Below are 24,970 nucleotides of genomic sequence, written 5' to 3' on the forward strand. Positions count from 1 at the left end.
GTAATATTCTGAACACGCTCAGTAAGAACCGCATCACGTACTGATAAGCCTACCTATTCTTGGCTTGCCCAAGTTAGAACACACAAAATCTCTAAAATGACATGGGTAAGTTTTTGCCCTTTTCTCCTTTTAGTTATTAGACTTAAGTATTACAGGCTGTTCGGCGGAGCGCGTTTTGATTACAAAACTGGGCGAATTTTTCAAACTCGATACTGCTCCTGGTATTCTTCTCATCGCATCAGCATTTGCTGCTTTGCTTATCGCCAATTCTCCTCTTGCCCCCTATTACCTCGCCCTTCTCGATATGCCAATCCATTTCAAAATTGGTTCACTGGATATTCAAAAGAATCTCTTGCTGTGGATTAATGATGGCTTGATGGCCATATTCTTTTTACTTGTTGGGTTGGAAGTTAAACGAGAGTTAATGCAAGGGGCACTCAGAACCCGATCTCGTGCCATGTTTCCAGCTATTGCAGCCATCGGTGGCATGGTAGTGCCTGTCCTCGTTTTCGTCTATTTCAACGCCAACGACCCACAAGCACTTTCCGGCTGGGCAATACCCGCAGCGACAGATATCGCTTTTACGTTGGGCGTATTGGCACTGTTTGGGAAAACGGTACCCGTCAGTTTGAAAGTGTTTTTGTTAGCGTTAGCGGTGATCGACGATCTTGGTGCAGTGATCATTATTGCGTTGTTTTTCAGTAGTGATTTGTCCGTGTTAGCGCTCTCTATTTCGGTGCTCGCTTCTGCTGCACTTTTCTATATGAACGCGAAAGGGGTCGCGCGATTAACCGGCTATTTATTAGTCGGCGCAATTCTTTGGGTAGCGGTGCTAAAATCTGGCGTGCACGCCACAGTTGCCGGCGTGATCCTTGGCTTCGCCGTTCCGCTCAAAATCAAACATCACCGCATCAGAAGCCCGCTACGCTATCTTGAGCATGGTATTCACCCGTGGAGTAGCTTTGTCATACTGCCGCTATTTGCATTTGCCAACTCAGGTGTGCCGCTAGACAACCTCAATATGAGCATGCTGAGCGAGCCCCTCCCTTTAGGCATCATTTTGGGGTTGTTACTCGGCAAGCCCATTGGGATTTCTATCGCTTGCTATGTGTCGGTTAAAGCGGGGATAGCCAGTTTGCCAAAAGGAGTGCAATTTATGCACATCATGGCGGCATCCATCTTGTGCGGTATTGGTTTTACTATGTCTATTTTTATCACCACTTTGGCTTTCCCAGATCTCGATACGCGTGGATTGGTAGACTTGTCTCGCATCTCCATTTTTATTGCATCGATACTTGCCGCCGTCTTGGGTTATATGGCGCTTAAACTGACCTTTCAACTGTCCTCTAAGTCTAATCTTGAACAAATAAATACAGACGAAGACTGAAGACGTTGCCCTTACCCGCGTCAAAGTTGCCCTTACCCGCGTCAAAAAAGTGCGCATATCTGCCCCTAATTTTGCCGAGCATAAGTCAGAAATTCTGCCAGTCTATCAGCATGTTTTTTTCCCCATAAAGTCACCTCTATTGACATTTATAGAAGCCGCACTGCAACAGTGTTTCAGGAGGTAGTCTACCTAGTTATCAACTGTTTCTGTGGATAAAAATTCATTTATCCACATGCGAATTCCACTCGTAACACATTGATTTATAATCATTCTATTTAGTCCAGTAATGTATACTGTTTTTATCACAAATTTAGTATGTGATTTCAGGCAAAAAATAGAGATGAAATTGGGATGTAATAGCACCGCAAGATAGCTGTATATATCACTATGCTTTTGGTGGAATTGCTCAGGAAGTGTGACAAGACGTAAATGCGAAAACTCGGACAGAAACACATGGATATCCGCAGTCAAATGCTCAGGTCACATGAGTCCTTCGGATGGTCAAGTTGAGGGTGAGTGCGAGTGCAGATTTTCAAACTATATCAACTATGTTGTCAAAACCGCACTGCACCTGACAGCGAACACACGCTCGCTGAACAAGCATCTTGAGGTTGTTTAAGTATGAATCCATTCACATCAACTCATACTCAGTGATTCGACCTCTTTTATAATCGCGCCAGTGTACTCGCTCAGTTTTGGCAGGAGGGTTTTCAAATCTTCTATCTGGTCACTATTCATCTTTTCGATGGAAAGGCACAACGAAGCCAGATCATCCGCACCAATCATTGATGCAGCACCTTTCATGCGGTGTGCGATTTTTTTTGCCGCAGCGATGTCACCACTGTCGAGTGACTGTTGGAAAGCGTCAATATCTGCTTGTTGCGACAACACATAACGCCCAAGAATATGCTGAACAAGTTCATCGCTGTCACCGACTTGATCACGAATCCGATCGAGATCTAAGGATGGATTTTCGTCAGTTAAGCAGGTTGTCGACACTATCGGTGCCATTTCAGAACGTTGATCTTTGTCTGAGGATTTTTCGTCCTGATCAACTTGAACACACTCGCTTTCATCAACTTGCGCGGAAGCATAGTGTTCAATCTCGCTATTCGATACATAGTCACTGCTGACATAGAGCAGCATTAAATTGACCAACTGCTCTTTAGTAAATGGTTTGGCTAAATGGGCGTTCATACCTGAACGAATACAGCGCTCAGCGTCACCGGAGAGCGCGTTAGCCGTTACAGCAATGATTGGCGTTTCAGTATCAAACTCACGAATTTTACTGGTTGACTCAAATCCATCCATTTCTGGCATTTGGCAATCCATAAGGATCAGATTGAACGGCGTCTCGCGGTGCAGTTCGAGCGCTTGAAGACCATTGTCGGCTAGCGTTGGGTTACAACCCAAACTATTGAGTACCAACATCATCAAGTCTTGATTCACTAAATGGTCTTCTGCAACCAGTACGTTCAGACCTTCAAACCTAACAAACGCTTGAGATTTTTCATCCACACTTGCTGGTAAAGACTCATCAATCGTCAACGAGTGAATCAATGTATCTGGGTTCACCGGGTTTATCAGACATGGCATACCTAATTGATCAATCACACCATCGTGACTGATCATAATTGCGTTTGCTGCCTGATTAATGACGGGACGCAAATCCCCCATCACGCTGTCATCAATGAACAGCAATGTTGAATCTGTAATGGACTCGTTGGGAGTGCGGCCCGGCGTAAACTGAGACACATCCATGCCGACACTTGAAAGATAAGTGCTGAAAACCTTGAATAGCTGGGTGTCATTTGTGGCAATAACCACCTGAAGCTTGCGCACATCTTCACGCAATGACATGCCACTGAATAAGGTGTCCACATTGTCTCTGTCGCTTTTTAATGGGATGTCGACAGTAAATGTCGTCCCCATATTTTCCTGGCTGACCACTTTTAATTCGCCACCCATAAGCTCAGTGAGCTTCAGGCAAACCGGTAGCCCAAGGCCTGTGCCTTGATAGGAGCGAGAATAAGAGTTGTCGACTTGCGTGAAGTTTTCAAAAATGGCCTGTTGGTTTTTATCGGGAATACCAATGCCTGTATCCTTCACCCTCAAACGTAACAACGACTTTCCATCAAGACTAACCCGGCTGATGTGCACCATCACCGAGCCCTGCTTGGTAAATTTGACGGCATTACCCACCAAGTTAAGAATTATTTGGGTATAACGAACAGGATCAATCACTAACCAACGGGGGAGATCAGGTTCAATCAAACAGTGAAGACGCAAGCTTTTCTCTACTGCCCGAGCATGGAAAACAACTAAAGCGTCATGAACCAAATCAACCAGCTCAGTATCTTGCTCAATAAGCTGCATTTTCCCAGCTTCGATCTTGGTCAAATCGAGAACATCGTTGATGATGTTGAGTAAAGCGTTTGAAGAATGAACAAGCGTATCGACAAAATAAGATTGCTGCTGATTGAGAGGTGTGTCTTTAAGCAAATTGGACATGCCCACTATACCGTTCATGGGCGTTCGGATTTCATGACTCATCATGGCGAGGAAATTGGTTTTGGCTTCATTCGCTCGCTCTGCATCTTCTTTCGCGTGTCGCATTTCTTCTGAGATTAAATCGTTCAGTTTCTTTTGGCGAACGAAGTTAACCATAGCACTCAGGCTCGACAGCACGGGCTCTAGCCATGAGAGCAAATCGTCATCGTAGCTTGTCGATTCATCAAATAAGCAGACCACTCCAACCAGTTGATTAGAGAGAAAAAGAGGCATACACAGCGAGTTGATAATCAATTTGTTGTTGGTGGTGGTCAGGCCAGCGACTTGTAGGCTTCTGTCCCCTTTCTGGGTTTCAATCACCTTGGTGACAACACTTTTGACAAATTCTTCAGACACATACCCATTGGCAATAAGACGGGTTTGCGCCAACGCTCGATAATTATTTTTCTCGCTATAATCAACTTCAACGATCAATCCGTGATTGCTTTCACCGATCCTCAGCAGTATTTTGAGTACTTCTTTAAAGCTGTTGTGGTAATCATCACTAACAAGAAACTTATCTTGAAGTGTTTTCACTGCAGAAAAGAGTTCTGCACCTTTCGACACCTTCATTTTATCAACATGTTGCTCGGTAATGTCTCGAATGATGGCGACTTGAAGTGGCATATCATTAACTTCAATTTTCGTCGAACGAACTTGAACGATGACCTTATCTTTGGAGCGAACGAGTTCATAGTTCAAATTTTTGGTATTAAACCCATACAAGGCTTGCGAAAAATAGGCGCGCGAATCGGGCACAACCTTCGAAATGATATTGGTTAACGACGTTTCCTCTATGGGTATATCATCAAGCTCAAACATGCGCTTTGCGGCGTCATTCAGTGTTGAGACCTTGTGGTCTTCCCCCAGCACCAGAAGTCCGTCTTTGTAACTGTGAATGATAGTGTTGAGGTAGTTTTTGCTGGATTCAATTTCCTTAATGGCACTCGCGTATTTCCAAATCAAGAACATGATCATCAGATCGAGCAAAAATACCTGCGAGATACCCGATACGATTTCCGATGTCAGCGTGTTGTCGATCGGTCTTGGGTCTTCATAGATAATCAGTTCACCAACCGCTCTTGGTTTATCAAGTTCTTCGTACATGATTGGAAAACGGTGAAGTCGAAATTCATTGTCGAATCGACCATCTTTGGGTGGCGTGATGTGGCGAAAACTGTCGTCGTTGGCAACGACTTCGATTCGATAGACAAATCGAGAAAGCGCTTCACTTTCAAGGTCATTAATAACGGTCTCAAAATCAAAGTTCCAAAGCTGATTAGGCAAGCGATAAGACAACCGAGTAGCGATAGACGAAATCTCATATTCCAACTCACCATGAAGTCGTTCATGGGTTTTCACGTAATTAAACGCCCCAAACATACTGAGTATTAAAGTACCACTTATCAATAAGATGACGGCCAATTTTGTTCTTATCATGAACATAAGGCTAAACCTGCATACTGGAAGTGATGTCAGCCGTGCTGCTTCTTGCCTGCTCGAAATCTTTTAGCACCGTCTTATCATTAAGTTTGAGCTGATTGCACCAATGCAATAAACCGTTCCAATTGGCGTGTTCAATATCATGACACAACGCAAGAAGGTTGCCATAAACGCCTTCTTTTGCCACCAACGCACGCTTCACATCGGGAGATAAATCGAGATGAGAAATAATATCGGACATGGGTTTACTGAGCATGACATCAAGCATAGAAAACGCACCAACAATGAACCCTTCGTCCTGATTGAACGCTTTAGAGTCCAGTTGTAGTGACGATAAAAATGTTGCTCGACAGAGCGCAACGCTCTGAAGTTGGGCCGCATGTTGGTGATCAAGGTTGGACATGATTAGTAGGGAAACCAAACGCCTTAGCGATTGCACCCCCAAATAAATAACAGCCTGACGAGGATTTGAAATTTTGTTCGTTTTGGTTTTTGCCAAGATATTTGCGCTTGCTATGACCTTGTAAAGCAAAGACACATCTTTGGAAATGATTTTCGTTAACGTATCAATATCATCTGGATTGCGGTTAATAATAATGCAGACATCAAGCAGCGACATGACTGAAGGTGCGACGTCGGCGGTACGAACAATCTGCGGCTTTTCAAAAAAATACCCTTGAAACAACGCGAATCCGAAACTTTGCGCCTCGACAAGCTCTTCTTGCGTCTCTACTTTCCGAGCCAAGAACACTTGCTGCGAGAACTGTGCGATGGCATCTTGCCAATCAGCGGGATGACTTCGCTCCATACTGATGCTGAAAATATCCACCAGCTCGAGGTATTTTCGCCATTCGTTAGTCATGGCTTTGCAATCCATCAGAATGCGATACCCTTCGGAGCGGTAATTTCTAAGCTTACTCACGAGCTCTGGCGAAGGCAGGCAATCCTCAGTAACAGAAATAATCAGATGCTGAGCTGGCATCGCCAATGGAATTTCGTCAAGCAATGATGACTCGCCAAAACTGACGATATACCGTATTTCAGCTTTGCGATTGGAACTGACTAAAAAGTTAGCACTCAAAATACGTGAAGTTGCCGTGTCTTCATCGACAGACGGAAACTTGTTCTCCAAACCCTCGCGGAATAGCAATTCGCTACCCCAATGTTGCAACTCGTTGTCAAAGATTGGTTGGCATGAGAAAAATACTTCGGCCACGCAGTCGCCATCCTATTAATGAGACATGTAATTAAAATTTAGACTACCTACCGCATTTTTCCTTCTTTTTCCGCTAAATAGGCGAAACCGCCGCAAGAAATCATCGACCTTCACCCTCAGCGACATCGAAACAAAAAAGGAAACCAGTCGGTTTCCTTTTTTTCTTTATATTCAATATGTTTAATACTAGTCAGCCGTCTCTTCAATTCGGAAAGGAATCCGCTGAGGCTTGTCACTGAAACCACCGACACTCACTTTTGTTATGGCATCACCATCTGGTTCCACACTCGCCCAAATCAATGAACGGCGATTCAAAATCTCGCCTTGTTCAAACAGGTATCGATACTTTCCCCCTCCTTGATACACATGGAGATATGAAGCTAACGCACCAGCAGCACTCCCCGTGGCAGATTCTTCATCAATACCTAACAAGGGCGCAAAATTACGACAGCGTGCTGAAATGTCAGATTCCGCGGGTGTCAGCGAAAATACGTGTACAGCACCCGTTTTTGTCGCTTTGTTGAATTTTTTAATCGCGTCTAGGTCAGGTGAGACCTTCTTCAATACGGCGTCGTCCGTTACAGGGACAATCACATCCACCAATCCTGTGGACACTGCCTTCACTGGCAGCCCTGTGGCGAGAATATCTTCAACCGTTAGACCTAACATTGGCGCTAATTCGTCGGCAGAGAATTCTTTGCCAAATTTTGGCAATGCCTGCTCCATTGAAACACGACCTTCAGAAGAGACTGAAACCCCAAGTACGCCAGCACCCGTTTCTTGAGTGTAATCACCCTCTTTAATCTTTCCTGTTTTGAACAAGGTCGAGAATGTGCCCACAGTGGCATGGCCGCAAAAATCGACTTCATTGATGGGCGTAAAAAATCGCACGCGAAAATCTGCTTTTTTTGAGGGCAAGACAAACGCTGTTTCCGAGTGGCCGAGTTCTTTGGCGATGGATTGCATTTGTTTGACATTGAGATGAGCACAGTTGAGGACGACACCCGCTGGATTGCCGCCTTTGTTGTCTGCGACAAAGGCATTAACCACATAGACTTCAATAAACTCTGACATCGCTACCTTCCTTGTTTTTTTATTATTCTGTTTCGGCTTTGTCCCCGAGACGAAAAAAATCTGAGGACAATACGCACTTAGGTATATTTGTTACAGTGTTACAAAAAAGCGAAAAACACAAGAAATTGATGTGGATTCAAGAACGGCGCGGTTAGGTCGTCACGAAAATTGCTTCAATCACGCTAAGAATGACGTTAAAGCGCCATTCACTTGCTAGATGTTAGGTATTTTCCTTAGAATGCTTCTCACATTTTAATGTCCCACATCGAATATGGGTATCAAGCAATGATTGATTTAGAAAACCTGATGAAAGATGCACCTGAGCGCGAACCGGATCTTCCTTTGCCTTCTCTAGAAGATCAAAAGCGTATCGTTGCAGAGCTTAAAGCGCTGGAAGAGAAAGGCGAACTGACGCCTGAAATCATGGAAAAATACTTCGGCGGAAAATCAACGCATTGATCATCACGCCTTGGCTATAACAATCCAGGTTCCGGTGGATGTGTGGCTATTGCTTTGAGCAACTATCGTTTGATTAAGCAGAAAAACGCGCAGATGAAGCGCGTTTTTTATTGCTTTTGTCTCTGTTGCTGCATTTTTCTTGCTTGGTTTTCTATTGCTGACTGTTCGGCCTTAATATGCTTTCAAACAGCGCACTTCCTTCAAACAGTTGGCTAGCAAGACGAGTCAATACATGCTCATCGATGTGAGAAATGACCTCATCGGGATACAACACTCCCTCGACGCCATATCCCCACAGATCATAGCGAGCCAACGCGCCTACCATATACAGGCCATCGTTACCGATGTCATACATATCCCTTGAAAGCTGACGAGCCGCATTGTCTCTTTCTCGTTTTGTCACTGGCGCGGAAAGCACTCGTTGAATATCTGGCCAAAGAGACGTTAACTGCTTTTCTCTTTCCGGTGAAATCAATGCCGTCAGGCTAGTCACCGAAACAGCTTCGCCGTCCCATGTCCAAGAAGAAAAATACGGGTCATAAGACAGCGCATATTTTTCTCGTACTAGATCGTTGTAACGTGATTGCAGCACTCGATTGAGCATATCTTCTGCAAAAATAAGCCGCAGTGTACGCGGTGCTGCATCGGAGACATAGACACGCTCTACATAGGTGCGATATTCAGGCGAAGTGTGTTTAACAGTGCGGTCTCCTTTTCGGTTGTACTGATTCGCAACTGGCGGTGTTTCGCGTCGCTCAGTGGCAATGCCACCCAAGTACCCTGTCACAAGGTTTTCAATCGTGCTCAAGGATTCATCAGACACAACATAGATTCGGAAATGGCCTAAATCACTGAATAATTTATTATATACGTACTCAACATCATCAAGTGTTACCGCTTCATAGTCTTCAACCGACAGCGGGGATTCATAAGAAGTTAGTGGATAGAGGGCATCCAACGACGCACGTCCAAAGACATCATAAGGTGACTGCTTTGCGCTCTGTACGCGATGCATGATACGCGCTTTTTCTCTCATGAAGGTCTCGCTATTAGGCTTAATTTGTTCAACCAAATACCGAAGCGCATTCATTGATTCCGGCAAGTAACCATTAGGACTAACGAGAGTGAGGTTGTGGCTTTTACTCAATACCTGAGGTTCGATGGAAATACCGCGAACTTCGAGATAATGCGAAAAATCGAACGCTTCAATATCGCCAACCTTCCCAGTCCGATAGGTCTCAAACAATAATTCAAGCGCCGCCCTCTCTTTTCTTGAAAGCACGGACAAACCACCTTTGGCTTGGAGTAACACATAGCTTTCATAGGTTGGCCTATCCACCTGATAGAAGATAACTGGGATCCCATTGGGAAGCTGCCATTCAAATAAATTATCGTCTTGTTTATCGACCGTGATTTCGCCTTCATAAAACTTGTTAGGCTGCGGTATTTGAATATCCAGATAGGCGACATCTATTTCCTCACCGCGCTGCTTTAGTGCCGAGAAGTAGCTTTGTTTCAACGCTTCAGCATCTGATAGCGGTTCGCCACTCGCATAAACCAAGGTCAAACCCTGATTTGGGGAGATCAGCAGCTCGTTCAGACTCGCGTTGAACACATCGAATGATAGCGTGTCGAGAAAATCTTCAAAATTCGCGTTTAATTCCCGCTCATCTTGCGGCAATCTATTTGTGTAAAGCTCCTGCACCGCCGTTTCAGCTACCTCAATCGGCGTCGCTTCATCAAACAGATTGACGGACGACCTGTACTGTTCCACAAGCGCATGGAATTCGCTGGAACTGACTCCTTGGTCACGCAATGACGCAACATTCTTCGCTAATGCTTCCAAAACATCGTTGCGATCGACGTTGTTGAATGCCACGACCAACTCATGCACGTTGAAACCCGGTGTAAAAGGAGAACTGTTGTATATCCCATTGTGTGAGATTCCCATACGATCGAATTGTTCTTCCAGCCGCAATTGAATGGCATCAATCACCATCCACGATAGCCATGTGTCACGCTGTTCGCGCAACGTCGTTGGAACCTCTTGACGACCATTTGGGAAACTCAGAACTACAGCCGGTGATTCACCCTGCGGCGCGTATAGCGTCAGGGGGTATTGAATAGCTGAATTAATGTCAGGGAGAACATGTTGCTCTGGTACATGATGGCTTGTGCGTAAAGACGCGAATTCTTTGTTTATTTGTGCGCTGAGTGTTTCTACCTCAATCCCACCAACTATCACCAATTGCATACGATTAGCTTGATACCACTGAGTGTAAAACGCCTGTAAGTTTTCACTGATGGCATTGGTTAGTGCTTTTTCTGTACCAATAGGATCACGTTGAATATAGGGAGAGCCTTTCAATAAGGTGTTGTATAGCTTTAACTGCCAAGATGCTTCTGATCGGTTGTCCTGACGCCACTCACCAAAAATAACCCCTATTTCACTGTCAACTTCTTCTTTATCGAGCAGCAGCCCATCACCAATATCTCGAAACCACGCCAACGCCTGTTCGGCGCTATCCATGTCTGGTAATGACAGTTGATACACAGTACGACCATAATCTGTTACTGCGTTGATATCCGGACCAAACTCAACACCCACCGCCGCGAATGCATCAAACACTGAGTTGTGAGGAAAACGCTTAGTACCATTGAACGCCATATGCTCAATAAAATGTGCATATCCCCTTTCTTCTTCTTGTTCGTTTAGGCTACCAACATTCACTACGAGCCGAATTTCTACGTCCCTGCCCTCAATTGGGTACAAGTGATATTGGAAACCATTACCAAGCGTCACAGATGTCCAGTGGGGATCGGGTGTTATTGCGGAAGAAGGCGTCAATGTCGAACAACCCACCATTAACATCAAAGTTAGGGTTGATAAAAAGCGAGCAAACATAAAGGCTCCACAAAAGTAATGCTTTAGACCGCAGGCACAGGCTGACGATAAAGAGAGAGGACTATTAAGACATAGGCGAGGCTGAAAAAATTGCAATTCCAATAGAAGTGTGAGGTTCAATTAGATTTGATGCCAATTTTCAACGCAAAAAAAAACCGCCAATAGAATGGCGGCTTAGCTTACTTATCACAATTGAATGAAATCAAGTATTAGGCGATGAGATCAAAACGATCCAAGTTCATGACTTTTGTCCAGGCGGCAACAAAATCGTTTAAGAATTTTTGCTGTGAATCCTGTGTCGCATAGACCTCAGCCAAGGCGCGAAGTTGGGAGTTTGAACCGAAAACTAAATCAGCCCGCGTTCCCGTCCATTTCAACGCACCGGTGGCTCTGTCACGACCTTCAAACACATTGTCACCATCCAAAGGCTTCCATTCAACGCCCATATCCAACAAGTTTCTAAAGAAATCATTGGTCAGCGTCTCAGGACGTTCGGTAAACACACCGTGGCAATGCCCACCCGCGTTGGTGTTCAGAACACGCATGCCACCCACAAGCACTGTCATTTCAGGCGCTGTCAGCGTCAGCAATTGCGCGCGATCCAGCAGCATTTCCTCAGAAGATACTGTGTATTTGGCTTTCGCATAGTTGCGGAAGCCGTCGGCCTCAGGTTCTAGCACCTCGAAAGAGTGCACATCGGTTTCATCTTGTGATGCGTCAGTTCTGCCTGGTGTGAACGGAACATTAACCGTTTCGCCCGCATTCTTAGCTGCTTTCTCAACACCGACACCACCTGCCAATACAATAATATCTGCCAGTGAAACGCGCTTGTCGCCTGTTTGGGAGCCGTTAAAATCAAACTGCACACCTTCTAGCTTTTCTAACACCATGGCCAATTGATCGGGATGATTCACCGCCCAATCTTTTTGTGGTGCCAAAGCAATACGCGCACCGTTTGCCCCGCCTCGCTTGTCTGAACCACGGAACGTTGACGCTGACGCCCATGCTGTTGAAACCAACTCAGAGACAGTTAAGCCTGTTGCTTCAATTTTTCCTTTGAGGTGTGCGATGTCTGCTGCGTCAATCAATGCATGATCACGCGCTGGAACAGGGTCTTGCCAAATCATCACTTCACTTGGCACTTCTGGGCCAAGGTAACGAGAACGAGGTCCAAGGTCACGATGGGTTAATTTGAACCACGCCCGTGCAAATGCATCCGCAAACTGATCGGGGTTTTCCATGAACCGGCGAGAGATCTTTTCGTAAGCAGGATCGAAACGAAGCGATAAGTCTGTCGTTAGCATCGTAGGCAATCGCTTTTTGGTGCTATCGAATGGATCGGGGATCACACCGTCAGCATCTTTCGCTACCCACTGATGCGCACCTGCTGGGCTTTTTGACAATTCCCATTCGTAACCAAACAGGTTTTCAAAGAAGTAGTTAGTCCATTGTGTCGGCGCTTGTGTCCAAGTGACTTCCAAACCACTGGTAATCGCATCGCCAGCTTTACCCGAGCCGTAACGGCTTTTCCAGCCGAAGCCTTGCTCTTCCATTGGCGCTTCTTCGGGAGAAGCCCCAACTAACGCAGCATCACCCGCTCCATGCGTTTTACCAAAGGTATGTCCACCCGCTATCAATGCCACGGTTTCTTCATCGTTCATTGCCATACGTGCAAAGGTTTCTCGAATATCAATGGCAGCAGCGAGCGGATCAGGGTTACCGTTTGGCCCTTCTGGGTTGACATAAATCAGCCCCATTTGCACTGCGGCCAGTGGATTTTCTAGATCGCGATCATCACTGTAACGGCTATCACCTAACCATTCCTTTTCATTACCCCAGTAAACGTCTTCCTCTGGCGCCCAAATGTCTTCACGCCCACCCGCAAAACCGAATGTTTTGAACCCCATGGATTCCAGCGCGACGTTGCCCGTTAAGATCAGTAAATCTGCCCAAGAGATACTTTGACCGTATTTTTGTTTCACAGGCCAAAGCAAGCGGCGAGCTTTATCTAAGTTTCCGTTATCTGGCCAACTGTTCACGGGCGCAAATCGTTGGTTCCCCGTACCCGCACCACCTCGGCCATCAGAGGTTCGGTATGTGCCTGCACTGTGCCACGCCATGCGAATAAATAGTGGCCCATAGTGTCCAAAATCTGCAGGCCACCAGTCTTGTGAATCTGTCATTAATGCGTGAATGTCTTTTTTAACCGCCTCAAGATCGAGTTTTTTGAAGGCATCCCGATAATTGAAGTTATCGCCTAGAGGGTTAGACGCGGGGGTGTGTTGATGCAAAATATTGATGCGAAGCTGGTTTGGCCACCAGTCGCGATTTGTCGTGCCACCACCAGCAGTGTGGTGGAACGGGCATTTGCTCATATCAGACATAACTTTTCTCCATTTAAACGCATGTCGTGCTCGTAGAGTTAATTTATAGGTGGATAAGCCTTCTGTATCCAATGGGAAGATCCTAACGCTGTAATAGGTTATTTCGATGTCTTGTAGTGAGCGGGAAATATCATTTAACATCAGATAGTTAAAACACACCAGCGTTTGTATTTATGAGACAGGGCCATCAAATGAAAGACATTGGTACAAGACCTCTTGTTCCTGAGCTAGCACACCTCACTGAGATATTTGCCCATAACAAAATAGACCCCGCAATGAGCGGGGTCTATCTGTTATTTTCCTAGCGTTGATTTTGCATCAATGACTTATTGAAGTGCCCATGGGCCATAGGCCGCTCCAGGGGTATCACCTTTCGTCCACCATTTCGCTTTGTAGGTTTTGCCGTCGTAGATAGCCAAGTCGCCACCTACATAAACCTTACCTGCGCTCCACGATTTAGCCGAACCATCATCAAATGCTTCCCACACAGACGAAGATCCCGGTGCTTCACCTTTCGTCCACCATTTCGCGGTGTATTCCACGCCGTTATATGTCACTTTATCACCGGTGTTATAAATGGTGTCTTTGTCCCACGTACCGTTCACTGGGCCAGCGTTTGCTTTCACATTGACAAGTACGGTTGATTTAGCACTCGCCACACCATCGTTAACGGTAACAACCACTGAAATCACGCTGTCTTTGTCAGACTCTGGAGTTGCCACGGTAATAACCGCAGAGTTACCGTTTTGAACAACCACACCTTCGCTTGCCGTAAAGTTCAGTGCATCGCCTTCAGCATCAGAAGCAGACACCGAAATATCGACAGACTCACCAGCGTTAACTGTGACAGATGCGGGAACGGTCAATACTGGTGGTGTATTTTCAACAACGCCAGAGCCTTTTACGTTGACAGCCACGGTAGCCACGTCAGATTTCTTACCGTCAGTAACAGTCACTGTAATGGTGTCAGTAACATCTGACGCTGTGTTTGGTGCTTGGTAAGTGATCGTCGCCGTGCCATCACCATTGTCAAGCACATCTGCACCAGCAGCTGTGAATGACAACGCATCACCGTCTGCGTCTTTCGCTGAAACAGCAAAGCTAATCACTTGACCAGAATCCGCCGCTTGTGCGCCCGGTACAGAAATGACTGGCGCTTCATTTGGCATTACATTTGCGCTAAACACATTGTCAATTTGCTGAGCCAGTGGCGATTTAAGGTTGGTACACTCTTTTAGCTTAGTGCCGTGATTGATAAAAGTGCCTTCACACTGAATGTCACCGTGCACCTGCCAAACAATGATACCGCCAAGATCGTTATTCACGACATACTCAGCTTTCTTACGAATGGCTTCTTCATCATCGTAACTTAGGAAGTATTTTCCTTTTACAGCATAAGGCACTTCTGCATTGGCATCCCAGAAGTGCTCCCAACCAGTTTGCTTAATGATGTAGTTGTAGTTTGGTTGCCCTTCGAACACTTTCCAGTTATCCAAATCCACTGACGAAGGCGTAGGACCATCAACGGAGAAATTCACGGTGCGCTTGTCAGTCGGTGCACCCAAGTACGCCGTTGCTTCCTTGGTTTGAACACCACGACCGTAGAAAGCCGCGCCGAAGTTAATCTTATTAGATGGAATACCGCGTGCTTGCATCCAGATACGCAAATCGTCCAATGTTAATCCATCAAACTCTTCTTCTGGGTATGGATACAACGGGGAGTTATGACCGGTTACGTTTGACCAACCACCGTTGAGGTCGTAAGTCATCATGTTGAAGTAATCCATCGAATTTGACAGACGATCCCAATCGTAACCTTCTAGTGCAGCTGGCACGGCTTTAAACGCAGCAGTCAGCAGTTTGTCATCACCAATACGCGCACGAATATCGTCCATCAACTGTTCAAAGTTGGCGTAGTCAACATCAGTACCGGTAAAGTTCATGCCGCCAGAACCTGGGAATTCCCAGTCGATATCAATACCGTGGAAACCCAATGCCATCAAACGATCTACGTCTTTCAGGAAGCGCTCTTTCATGACAGGGTTAGCCGCCATTTCAGGGAAGTGTTTTGACATACTCCAACCACCAATAGACGCCATCACTTTCACGCCATTTTGGTTTGCTAGGTCGATCAAGCCTGGGGCACCGCCCGCCTTTTTCAACGGAATAGGCATTTGGCCTGTTACGCCTGATGGTGCATGTTTCCAACCACGTCCATCTTTCACAAAACCTTGGGCTTGCACTTTTGCCAGCTGATCAGCCTGCCAAGGTTCGTTTCCTGGGAATTCATGAATGTACTCAAGCTCTCCCCATAGAATGTGAAAGTCCCAGCTTGAATAAACGTCTGGGTGTAACAATGGGCCCGGCTCTTGAACAGCATTAGGTTGGTAAATACTCTTGTTGCGCAAATCGCCACTGTGCAATGAACCATCTTTTGCCACGCCGAAGAAGGAGAAGTTAAGAATGGAGTAGATGTCCATGTCTACGTTCAGGTGGGTAGCTTCGCCTTTTACGCTAAAACCTGCATCAGTGCCCTTCCACGCTTCCCATTGCGTCAGGTAACCAATAACGGCTTTGTCATGTGTTGGTGCTGCTTGCAGTGAGGCGCTCATGCCTAGCGCACCAGCGACACATGCGGCAACCGCTGTGAACTTAAGTCCTTTATACATTGTTATTTTTCTCCACGTCTTGGATGTTGGTTGTTGTGCTGCCCCTACTTTTCCACCACTTAATTTCCGACGCGAATGTAAATATCAAACTTTGGTATCAAGATTAGGAATGTGTTTACTCAGTTACATTTATTTGGCAATTTTTTTGCAGCAAGGCATCTAATCTGAAGAAAGAAACAGGCGTATATCACATGGAATGAAATTCAGATTTTTATCTTAAATATCAATAATATTGAACTAAAATCACAATGAATCCGAGTATAATGAGAAAGTTAAATGGTGAATAAAAAAACTCCGCCAGCGCAAAGCATGGCGGAGATAAGCAGCAAATGAGAAGCGCTAACTAAGTGATCCCTTCAGCAGGGAAACAGTGAGTGTAAGCCGTGCCCTTTCAGCACAAAAAACCATTTAGCAAACACCGTACCAATGAGTTGTTAGCCGTTGAATCGCAATTAATCGGGAAAAAATGATTAAACTCATGATTCTATGATTAATTATGAGGCAAGTTTTGCACCAAAACTGCACACATCATGCACACTCCATTTCTCCTGCTGTACGTCTACATCATCACAAACGTTAATCGTTTCACATCTTGTTGAGTTTTAATGATTCCAATCCGCCCGAAGCTTGATGATAATGACCGACTTCAAGGCTTTGCCGACAACAACCAGTGAGATAGCTACCATGGATTTTGCGTTACCTCTCGTCATCCTCGTGATTTTCGTTTTCATTATTCTTAACCGCCAAAAAGCCAAAAAAGCCGCAGCAGAAAACATCCAAGCTGGCGCAGCATTCTTAGAAAAAAACGCACAAGAGGAAGGTGTGAAGACCACCGCTTCTGGTCTTCAATACAAGGTGTTGGAGCAAGGCGAAGGCGAAGCACACCCAACGGCCAAATCTCGCGTGAAGGTACACTATCACGGAACATTACTTAACGGCGTCGTCTTCGATAGCTCAGTAGAACGTGGCGAGCCGATTGAATTTGGATTAAATCAAGTCATTAAAGGCTGGACAGAAGGCGTTCAGTTGATGAAAAAAGGCGAAAAAACCCGCTTCTTTATTCCCTCACATTTGGCATATGGTAACGGGTCAGCGGGTGCAATCAAACCGGGTTCAACACTGATTTTTGAGGTTGAGTTGCTAGATTTTAACTAATACCTTGTTTCTATATATTGAAAAAAAGCCGCATACATTTGATGCGGCTTTTGTGTCTTCGCTACTCCACTGCCTACTTTCAGACTGCGTGTTTCGGCTTTAATCGATTTCGACGACTGGCGGATGCGCCACACTGCGCGTCCACACCACGGCTTCCTCAAGAGGCATAGGCTTCGCAAAGTAGTAGCCCTGACAAATATCAATGCCACAGCCTTTGACAAACATTTTCTCAGCATAGGTTTCTACACCTTCTGCAACGATGGCACAGCCTGTCACTTCACTGATCTTCGCTAACAATTGATACAGATTCTGCCCGCGCTCTTCCTGCACATTAAGCAGTAATGAGCGATCAAGCTTCACTTTGTCGAAGTTGAATTTTAGTAAATGAGGAAACGACGCATAACCTGCACCAAAATCATCAATCGCCACTTTCACACCTAAGCCCTGCAGAGCATCAATGTTGCTCTTTATCTGACTGTGGTCTTCTAAAATGGCCTCTTCCGTTATCTCTATCTCCAACGCCGAAGCTGGTACACCGTATCGTGCTAATCGCTTCGCGATGAAATCAACCGTTCTTGGATCGGAGATTGTATCTGCCGAAATATTCACCCCAATTTTGCAGCCGCTACCCAAAGGGAAAGCACTCATGTCAGAGAGAACGAGCTCGATCACCATGGTATCGAGCTGCCACATGGCACCCAATTGCTGAAAATCGGCGACAAACGTTGGTGGCTGGAGGTTACCTTTCACATCTCGATAGCGCACGAGCGATTCAAACGCGATGTGATTCGGGTTATGCAAATGCACCTGCGGTTGATAGAACATCACAAATTCACCCTGACTCAGCATACGGCTCACACGTTGACTGACTTCATGCTTGTTGATGTAACCTCCCATCGAAGTATTCAGGTCGACAAGGAAAGATTTCAAGGCACTGTTTTCAATTTCGTTTTTACGATGGATGTCTTTTCCATCAATGCCATTATTGCCTGAATAATGCAGATAAAAGGGACGATAAATCAGTATGCCTATCGCCACCACAGCAAGCTGAAGTACAACACCACCCACACTATCTTGGGTAGCAAAATAGCCGCTTAGAAACGGGGGCGTCATCCAGTCGACAATCGCGCTAACAGGGTTCACCCACCCCAAAGACATCACAACAAATACCAAGACAAAACTAACCATCGGAACCAAAACAAAGGGGACGATCAAGGTTGGGTTAAACACGATGGGTAAACCGAACAGAAGCAACTCGTTAATATTGAACATCACGAGCGGCAAAGCCGAAAGCGCCAACGTTATGTGACGACGCTCTTTGGAAAACAACAAAACACACAACAAAAGGCTAAGCGTGTTTCCCGAACCACCTATGGACAGAAACGCATCATAAAATCCCTGACCTAAAATGTTCAACGACTCCGTGCCCGCTTCCCATGCGGCAAGGTTGATTTCAGTGTCCTCAAATAATTGCTGTTTTGCCCTGAAAAGGAAGTTGTGTCCGTTAATGCCTACAGAGCCTAATAGCCCCAGCAGGAATACGTAGACTAGGCCACCGTTAAACGTCAGTGGATTGATTGCTAGCACTTCCCGGTAACTATCAACATGGGTGATAAGTGCACTCGTTAGGGCTGACAAGGCCATCGTTAAAAGCAAAAAGCCGAAGAAATGCACCACTTGCTTGTATAGCGAGCTGACAAAGTCTATACGGGCTGGGTTTAATGGGTACAAACGAAATGACACACAAGATGCCGCCGAAATTCCAGCCGTCAGCAACGCCACCAAAGGGTTGTTTGGTAAACCACTATGCTGCGCCACTAGCCCATTTGCTAATGAAATCGTGATGAACATGGCCAGCGCGTAGGGCACCACCACCATTGGGTTAACGCTATGTTTTGACGATAAATAATAGGTTGTAATTAGACATAGTGCGGTTGGGTATACGCCAATCAATATGTTTGAGAAATAGAAAAACTGTTGAGCTGCAAAAGGGAAATTTGAAGCATTGAGTGAGTGCCCAACAAATATAGAAATCGCATTGCATATCGTGAGGGGAAGAAGCAATAAAAAAACAAAAGATATATCACGTACATAGGTATCGTAATACACCTTTAGAGATGGCAATTTATACATATAGGATGATAAATCTCATTACACACGAACACAGTACAACAAACTCACTCAAACCAATGCACATCCTGTTTACACTTAACGCTATTTCATGCACAGACAACCGGACTACTTATTTTCAAAAGCAATCGAAAAGCTTATTGTCAGAGAGAAGAAATGGCATATAGCCGCGAGATAGATAGGATAGTGTACTTTTCTAAACATCAAGGTGACTGCGGCGGAGAGTTTTTGTTTGTTTTGTTTCGCTATTAGTCAAAAATTTTGCGGATTATATAGCCATAATTATATTGTCTCAAACAATAAATATGCACATTTGCCACTAAAACTCACTCAACTATAACAAGAGTGCTCACGAATACATGCAGTGAATAACCATTAACGAAAACAAAGCAAATATCACTAAAGAAATATATATTTGCTTAACCTCAAGATGCTTGGGTATCACTAGCCTACCGACACATCATCTTCGTCGCTCTCCTTAGAATTCGCCATAAAAGTGGAGAAACCACCTCAATTCCCGAAACTGAGACTCCCCGTATTTCGCGTGCCTCGAAGCGTGTTAGAGGCTCTATGTCTTTTTTCTTATTGATTATTTTATTGACCGTTATTTAACCAGTGTGTATGCCTAATGTATGGCGCGTCAAAACATGGCTTCGATCAAAACGTTCTGCCGCCATTCAACGTGAACACATGCAAAGCTGGGAGGCAAAACAGTCATCTTTCTCTGAGGCGGAATATCGACCCCGAAATCCGTCACATGTTGATGACTGGCGATGACTCTAACGATGGTCAACGTTCGTCCATTTGGGCGGTATATTAAGGAGAAAAAGGGCATGAGTGATGTAGTCCTTAATTTTACACGTGAAGAGTTCGGCGTTCGGCTGGCGAAGGTTCGTGCAGCCATGGAAATAAACGAAATCGATATTCTTATCGTTCACGACCCGTCCAACATGTCTTGGCTCACAGGCTACGACGGCTGGTCATTTTACGTACCTCAGTGTGTCGTCGTCGCGCAAACTGGCGTCCCTTTGTGGTTTGGGCGCAATCAAGACGCCAACGGAGCACGCCGCACTGTTCATATGTCTCCAGAAAACGTGGTCGGCTACCCTGATCACTATGTGATGAATCCACCGCTTCACCCAATGGAGTATCTGGCCAACGCAGTGCTTGGTGAAAAGGTATGGGACCGTGGTCGAATTGGTGTCGAAAAAGACAATTACTACTTCAGCGCAACCGCCTACGAGGCATTGCGTGACAACCTACCCAACGCATCATTTACGGATGCAACAGGCTTGGTTAACTGGTGTCGTGCAGAGAAATCAGAACAAGAGCTGTATTACATGAGAGCAGCAGCGCGCATTGTAGAAAACATGCACCGCGTGGCTTACGACCTTATCGAACCCGGATTACCGAAACATATTCTGGTGGCTGAAATTAACAAGCACTCCGTGATCGGTCACGATGGTCACTTCGGCGACTATGCCGCTATCGTCCCCTTGCTACCGTCTGGCATTGACGCGTCCGCACCTCACCTCACGTACAATGATCGTCCGTTTAAAAAAGGTGAAGGTACTTTTATCGAAATGGCGGGGGTTCACCGCCGCTATCACTGCCCGCTTTCACGAACTATTTATCTTGGCGAGCCGGAAGATCATTTTAAACGTGCAAACGATGCATTGAATGAAGGGCTAGAAGCAGGGCTTGCAGTTGCCAAACCGGGTAACACGTGTGGCGACATTGCCCGCGCTCTCAATGCCATCATGGTGAAGTATGGTTTTGATAGGGGCGGTTCACGATGCGGCTACCCTATCGGCATGAGCTATCCACCGGATTGGGGTGAGCGCACCATGAGTCTTCGCGACACTGACACTACCATCTTGAAGGAAGGCATGACGTTTCACTTCATGCCAGGACTTTGGATGAATGATTGGGGTATGGAAACCACAGAAAGCATTGTAATAACCAAGTACGGTGCAGAAACATTGTGTAATTTTCCGCGACAGCTTTTCATTAAACACTAATTCGTCAAACACTAAACGGCACACGCAATAGCCAACACAGAAGAGGAACAAGGTTACATGGATAAATTACCGCCCAGCTCGGTATCAGCGACGGTTGATTTTGATGCCGACGGCATACAGCATGGCTTTTTGAAATTGCCTTATTCACACGATGGCTCAGCGTGGGGTGCCATCATGACCCCCATCACCGTCATTAAGAATGGTGAGGGTCAAACAGCGCTGCTAACGGGAGGGAATCATGGCGATGAATACGAAGGGATCACGTCATTACTCAAATTGAGCCATACCCTGAAACCCGCTGATATCAAAGGCCGCGTAATTATCGTGCCAATGATGAACCACCCAGCTGTCGAAGCGGGAAGCCGTGTTTCTCCCATTGATAATGGCAACATGAACCGCGCATTTCCTGGTCACCCCTACGGCAGCATGACAGAGCGAATGGCTGACTACTTTAGCCGTCACCTTGTCCCCTTATGTGATACCGCACTGGATATTCATTCAGGGGGGAAGACACTCGATATCCTCCCATTTGCCGCGGCACACCGCCTTACCGATAGAATACAAGAGTTTCGTTGCATCGAAGGGGCGCGATTGTTTGGTGCACCCTACTGTTTTTTTATGGAAGAAATGGACCCGACGCAGCTGTATGACACGGCTGTTGAAGCACAAGGAAAAGTGTTCGTCACCACGGAATTGCGAGGTGGCGGAACCACGAACCCTGAAACAATTGAAATGGCTGATCGGGGGATTCATAACTTTCTTGTTTACAGCGGTATTTTGCTTAAAAGCTACATTGAGCCAACTAGCGACCCTATCTTCTTAGAAATCCCAAATGCTCAGTGTTATTTGCAAAGTGAACATAATGGAATTTTGGAGCTATGTGTGAACTTGGGTGATGAAATCAAAGAAGGTGACCTCATCGCGCGCGTTTATTCGACCGAGCGCAGTGGACAAGCTCCGATCGAATATCGATCACAAACTCACGGTATCCTCGCTGCCCGTCGGCATTTAGCTAAGATCAGCCTCGGTGACACCTTCGCCGTGCTTGCGAAGCCAATCGACTAACCACCTCACTTCTGCGGTACAGCGAACGGCGTGGCATCATGCATCCTAACGTCGCTCGACGCCGCTTGTTTGTGTCATTGGCTATGTGAACCAAGCGCCCTCGCCGCTTGCCACTCGCCCATCACCTCAAGCACACAAAATTGGCGACGAGAAATGTCAACAATTCCAACTCTGTGCCACGCTTAAAGCTATCGAGCACACTGAGACAGGGTCATCAATGCAACTTGATCGGTACGACACAAAAATCCTGCAAATTTTGGCGACACAAGGGCGAATCACAAAATCGCACCTCGCCGAAGCGATTAATCTGTCGATCAGTCCATGCTGGGAACGAGTAAAACGCCTTGAAGAAGCTGGGATCATTGAAGGCTATGGCGCCAAGATCAACCCCAGTATCTTCAGTAAAAAAACGCCTGTTCTGGTGGAAGTCACACTAGGAAAACATGACGCAGCCAGTTTCAAACGCTTTGAAGAAGCCATGCAAACCTGCCCTGAAGTGGCTGACTGTTTCGCAACGGGTGGAGGCATTGACTACATCCTCAGAGTCATGGTGAAAGATATCGATCAATATCAACGTCTTGTCGACAGTTGGCTGGTGTCAGAACTCAGCATTGAACGCTACTACACCTACATCGTCACGAAAACGATCAAGCACCAAGGTGACACATTTGAAATCGATGAAAACCTGATGCGATAACCTTCTTTTCGTCTCGAAATATTCTCCTCAACGCCTCTTTTATTGCTCACGTCAGGCCATTATTCCCGCTCTTAATTCTGTGCAGAAAAAACACCATGTCTTTCGTCGTCCAATAGAAAAAAACCTCATGCCAAACCCTATTTAACAGAAAACAACCCAGCCGAAACTGACTTACCTTTTAATGAGAAAAACCATATATACCCAAACAAACTCCCGCTGAACAAGCATCTTGACGTTGCTTGGGTATAAACGAGTCACCTTATAGGGAGGTCATGTATGGCCGCACTGAATTTGCCTTACGAAGGAAAAGCCAGCAACGCTGTGTTAGCCCAGTTGGATGATGCGCGCTTACTCCGTCAGCTTGCTTATATAAACGGGAAATGGGTGGCAGGTAACGACGATATTGCCGTGACCAACCCCGCCGATGATCATGTGTTGGGTTATGTCACCTCATTAAAAAAATCTCAGGTCGACAAGGCCATCAACGCTGCGTACAAAGCGTTTGTTCCTTGGCGTGCCTTATCCGCAGAACAACGGGCGACCAAACTGATGCGTTGGCATGATTTGCTGCTTGAAAACAGAGAGGACCTCGCCCGCTTAATGGTATTGGAACAAGGAAAAACCTTAAACGATGCTCGTGGCGAAATTGATTATGGCGCATCGTTCATTCGCTGGTTTGCCGAAGAAGCGCGTAGAGCTTATGGTGAAACCATCCCTAGCCATATCCCCAATGCACAGCTTGCTACTCTGAGAGAACCGATTGGGGTCGCGGCGTTAATCACGCCATGGAATTTCCCCAATGCGATGATCACCCGCAAAGCCGCTGCTGCATTGGCAATTGGTTGTACGGTGATTGTGAAACCTGCCAACGAAACACCCTTCTCCGCATTAGCACTCGCGGAACTGGCAGAGCGGGCTGGCATTCCAGCCGGAGTATTTAACGTGGTCACCGGCGATGCACCCATGATCGCCGCCACGCTGTGCGCCTCAGACAAAGTAAAGGCCCTCTCGTTTACCGGCTCCACACGCGTCGGGAAAATCCTACTCGAACAATGCGCAGATACAGTGAAGAAGTGCTCGATGGAGTTAGGTGGCAATGCCCCTTTCATTGTTCTGCCGGACATGGACATTCATGAAGCAGCCAACGCTGCGATTGATGCCAAGTTCCAGACATCAGGCCAAGACTGCCTCGCCGCCAACCGGATCTTTGTACCTCGCGAACGACACGATGAATTTGTCGCGGCCTTCGCTGCTGGCATGCAAACACTTCGCGTTGGAAATGGCATGCAAAAAGGCGTAGACCTTGGCCCGTTGATAAGCCGTCAAGCCGTCGAAAAAGCGCAAAAACTGGTCGACGATGCACTCGAAAAAGGCGCAACGCTACTCGCAGGAAAATCACCACAATCGCTCAACAGCAATTTTTTTCATCCCGTACTGCTAACCCAAGTTACGCCTGACATGGCGGTATATCGTGAAGAGAACTTCTGCCCCGTTGCCGGTGTGATTGCCTACGACAACTTAGATGACCTCCTTGTTGCCGCGAACGACACCGAATATGGCCTTGCCGCCTACGTGTACGGAAACGATATTCGCGACATATGGAAGCTCATGCGCGGGCTAGAGTTTGGCATGGTAAGTGTGAACAGCGTGAAAATGACGGGTCACCCGATCCCGTTTGGCGGCATGAAGCAGTCAGGCCTTGGGCGCGAAGGTAGCCGACACGGTTTTGATGAATACAGCGAAACTAAATACTACTGCCTTGGCGGTTTACCGACAGCCAGCGGTTGCTGAACTTTTGCAGATACATGGAGTTTG

At 46.2% G+C, this 24,970-nt stretch carries 14 protein-coding genes; 7 read left to right on the top strand and 7 right to left on the bottom strand.

Annotated elements, in window-relative coordinates; all coding sequences use genetic code 11:
• Positions 1–175 precede the first annotated feature (175 nt).
• On the top strand, positions 176–1,387 hold the full coding sequence (gene nhaA / locus AB8599_RS15930) for a Na+/H+ antiporter NhaA (RefSeq protein WP_407333888.1): 1,212 nt from the start codon (positions 176–178) through the stop codon (positions 1,385–1,387).
• 636 nt (positions 1,388–2,023) lie between these two features.
• On the opposite strand, the gene AB8599_RS15935 is transcribed toward nhaA, so the two are convergent.
• From AB8599_RS15935 to AB8599_RS15945, 3 genes are all read right to left on the bottom strand, one after another.
• Positions 2,024–5,383: an ATP-binding protein gene (locus AB8599_RS15935; protein ID WP_407333889.1), complete on the bottom strand. Its 3,360-nt coding sequence runs from the start codon at positions 5,381–5,383 to the stop codon at positions 2,024–2,026.
• 4 nt (positions 5,384–5,387) lie between these two features.
• Positions 5,388–6,596: an EAL and HDOD domain-containing protein gene (locus AB8599_RS15940; RefSeq protein ID WP_407333890.1), complete on the bottom strand. Its 1,209-nt coding sequence runs from the start codon at positions 6,594–6,596 to the stop codon at positions 5,388–5,390.
• Positions 6,597–6,782: 186 nt separating this feature from the next.
• The gene (locus tag AB8599_RS15945) at positions 6,783–7,670 is read right to left on the bottom strand and encodes a PhzF family phenazine biosynthesis protein (RefSeq protein ID WP_407333891.1); all 888 of its coding nucleotides are present in this window, start codon (positions 7,668–7,670) and stop codon (positions 6,783–6,785) included.
• 285 nt (positions 7,671–7,955) lie between these two features.
• Between AB8599_RS15945 and AB8599_RS15950 the strand changes: the two genes are divergently transcribed.
• Positions 7,956–8,129 (top strand): ATPase, encoded by a 174-nt coding sequence (locus AB8599_RS15950; RefSeq protein ID WP_407333892.1) that lies wholly within the window; start codon positions 7,956–7,958, stop codon positions 8,127–8,129.
• A gap of 151 nt (positions 8,130–8,280) precedes the next feature.
• Here AB8599_RS15950 and AB8599_RS15955 read toward each other — a convergent pair whose 3' ends face one another.
• The 3 genes from AB8599_RS15955 to AB8599_RS15965 all read right to left on the bottom strand — a co-directional run bounded on the left by AB8599_RS15955 (position 8,281) and on the right by AB8599_RS15965 (position 16,087).
• Positions 8,281–11,034: a M16 family metallopeptidase gene (locus tag AB8599_RS15955; protein ID WP_407333893.1), complete on the bottom strand. Its 2,754-nt coding sequence runs from the start codon at positions 11,032–11,034 to the stop codon at positions 8,281–8,283.
• A 209-nt stretch (positions 11,035–11,243) separates the two neighbouring features.
• A complete protein-coding gene (gene katG / locus AB8599_RS15960) occupies positions 11,244–13,418 on the bottom strand; it encodes a catalase/peroxidase HPI (protein ID WP_407333894.1) in 2,175 nt (724 codons plus the stop codon).
• A gap of 326 nt (positions 13,419–13,744) precedes the next feature.
• Entirely contained in the window at positions 13,745–16,087 is a 2,343-nt protein-coding gene (locus AB8599_RS15965) for a glycosyl hydrolase family 18 protein (protein WP_407333895.1), read from the bottom strand.
• A 684-nt stretch (positions 16,088–16,771) separates the two neighbouring features.
• Here AB8599_RS15965 and AB8599_RS15970 point away from each other — a divergent pair.
• Positions 16,772–17,242 carry an FKBP-type peptidyl-prolyl cis-trans isomerase gene (locus AB8599_RS15970; protein WP_407334453.1) on the top strand — a complete coding sequence of 157 codons (471 nt, stop codon included), beginning with the start codon at positions 16,772–16,774 and terminating at the stop codon, positions 17,240–17,242.
• A gap of 99 nt (positions 17,243–17,341) precedes the next feature.
• Here AB8599_RS15970 and AB8599_RS15975 read toward each other — a convergent pair whose 3' ends face one another.
• A complete protein-coding gene (locus AB8599_RS15975; protein WP_407333896.1) occupies positions 17,342–19,375 on the bottom strand; it encodes an EAL domain-containing protein in 2,034 nt (677 codons plus the stop codon).
• An 830-nt stretch (positions 19,376–20,205) separates the two neighbouring features.
• Between AB8599_RS15975 and doeA the strand changes: the two genes are divergently transcribed.
• The 4 genes from doeA (at position 20,206) to AB8599_RS15995 (ending at position 24,946) form a co-directional block, all read left to right on the top strand.
• Positions 20,206–21,393 (top strand): ectoine hydrolase DoeA, encoded by a 1,188-nt coding sequence (doeA, locus tag AB8599_RS15980; protein ID WP_407333897.1) that lies wholly within the window; start codon positions 20,206–20,208, stop codon positions 21,391–21,393.
• 57 nt (positions 21,394–21,450) lie between these two features.
• Positions 21,451–22,458, top strand: a complete 1,008-nt coding sequence (gene doeB, locus AB8599_RS15985) for a N(2)-acetyl-L-2,4-diaminobutanoate deacetylase DoeB (RefSeq protein ID WP_407333898.1) — start codon at positions 21,451–21,453, stop codon at positions 22,456–22,458.
• A gap of 217 nt (positions 22,459–22,675) precedes the next feature.
• Positions 22,676–23,155: an Lrp/AsnC family transcriptional regulator gene (locus AB8599_RS15990; RefSeq protein WP_407333899.1), complete on the top strand. Its 480-nt coding sequence runs from the start codon at positions 22,676–22,678 to the stop codon at positions 23,153–23,155.
• 276 nt (positions 23,156–23,431) lie between these two features.
• A complete protein-coding gene (locus AB8599_RS15995) occupies positions 23,432–24,946 on the top strand; it encodes an NAD-dependent succinate-semialdehyde dehydrogenase (protein ID WP_407333900.1) in 1,515 nt (504 codons plus the stop codon).
• The last annotated feature ends 24 nt before the right edge of the window (positions 24,947–24,970 follow it).

Source organism: Enterovibrio litoreus (assembly GCF_045679545.1).
In the GTDB taxonomy this organism is placed as follows: domain Bacteria; phylum Pseudomonadota; class Gammaproteobacteria; order Enterobacterales; family Vibrionaceae; genus Enterovibrio.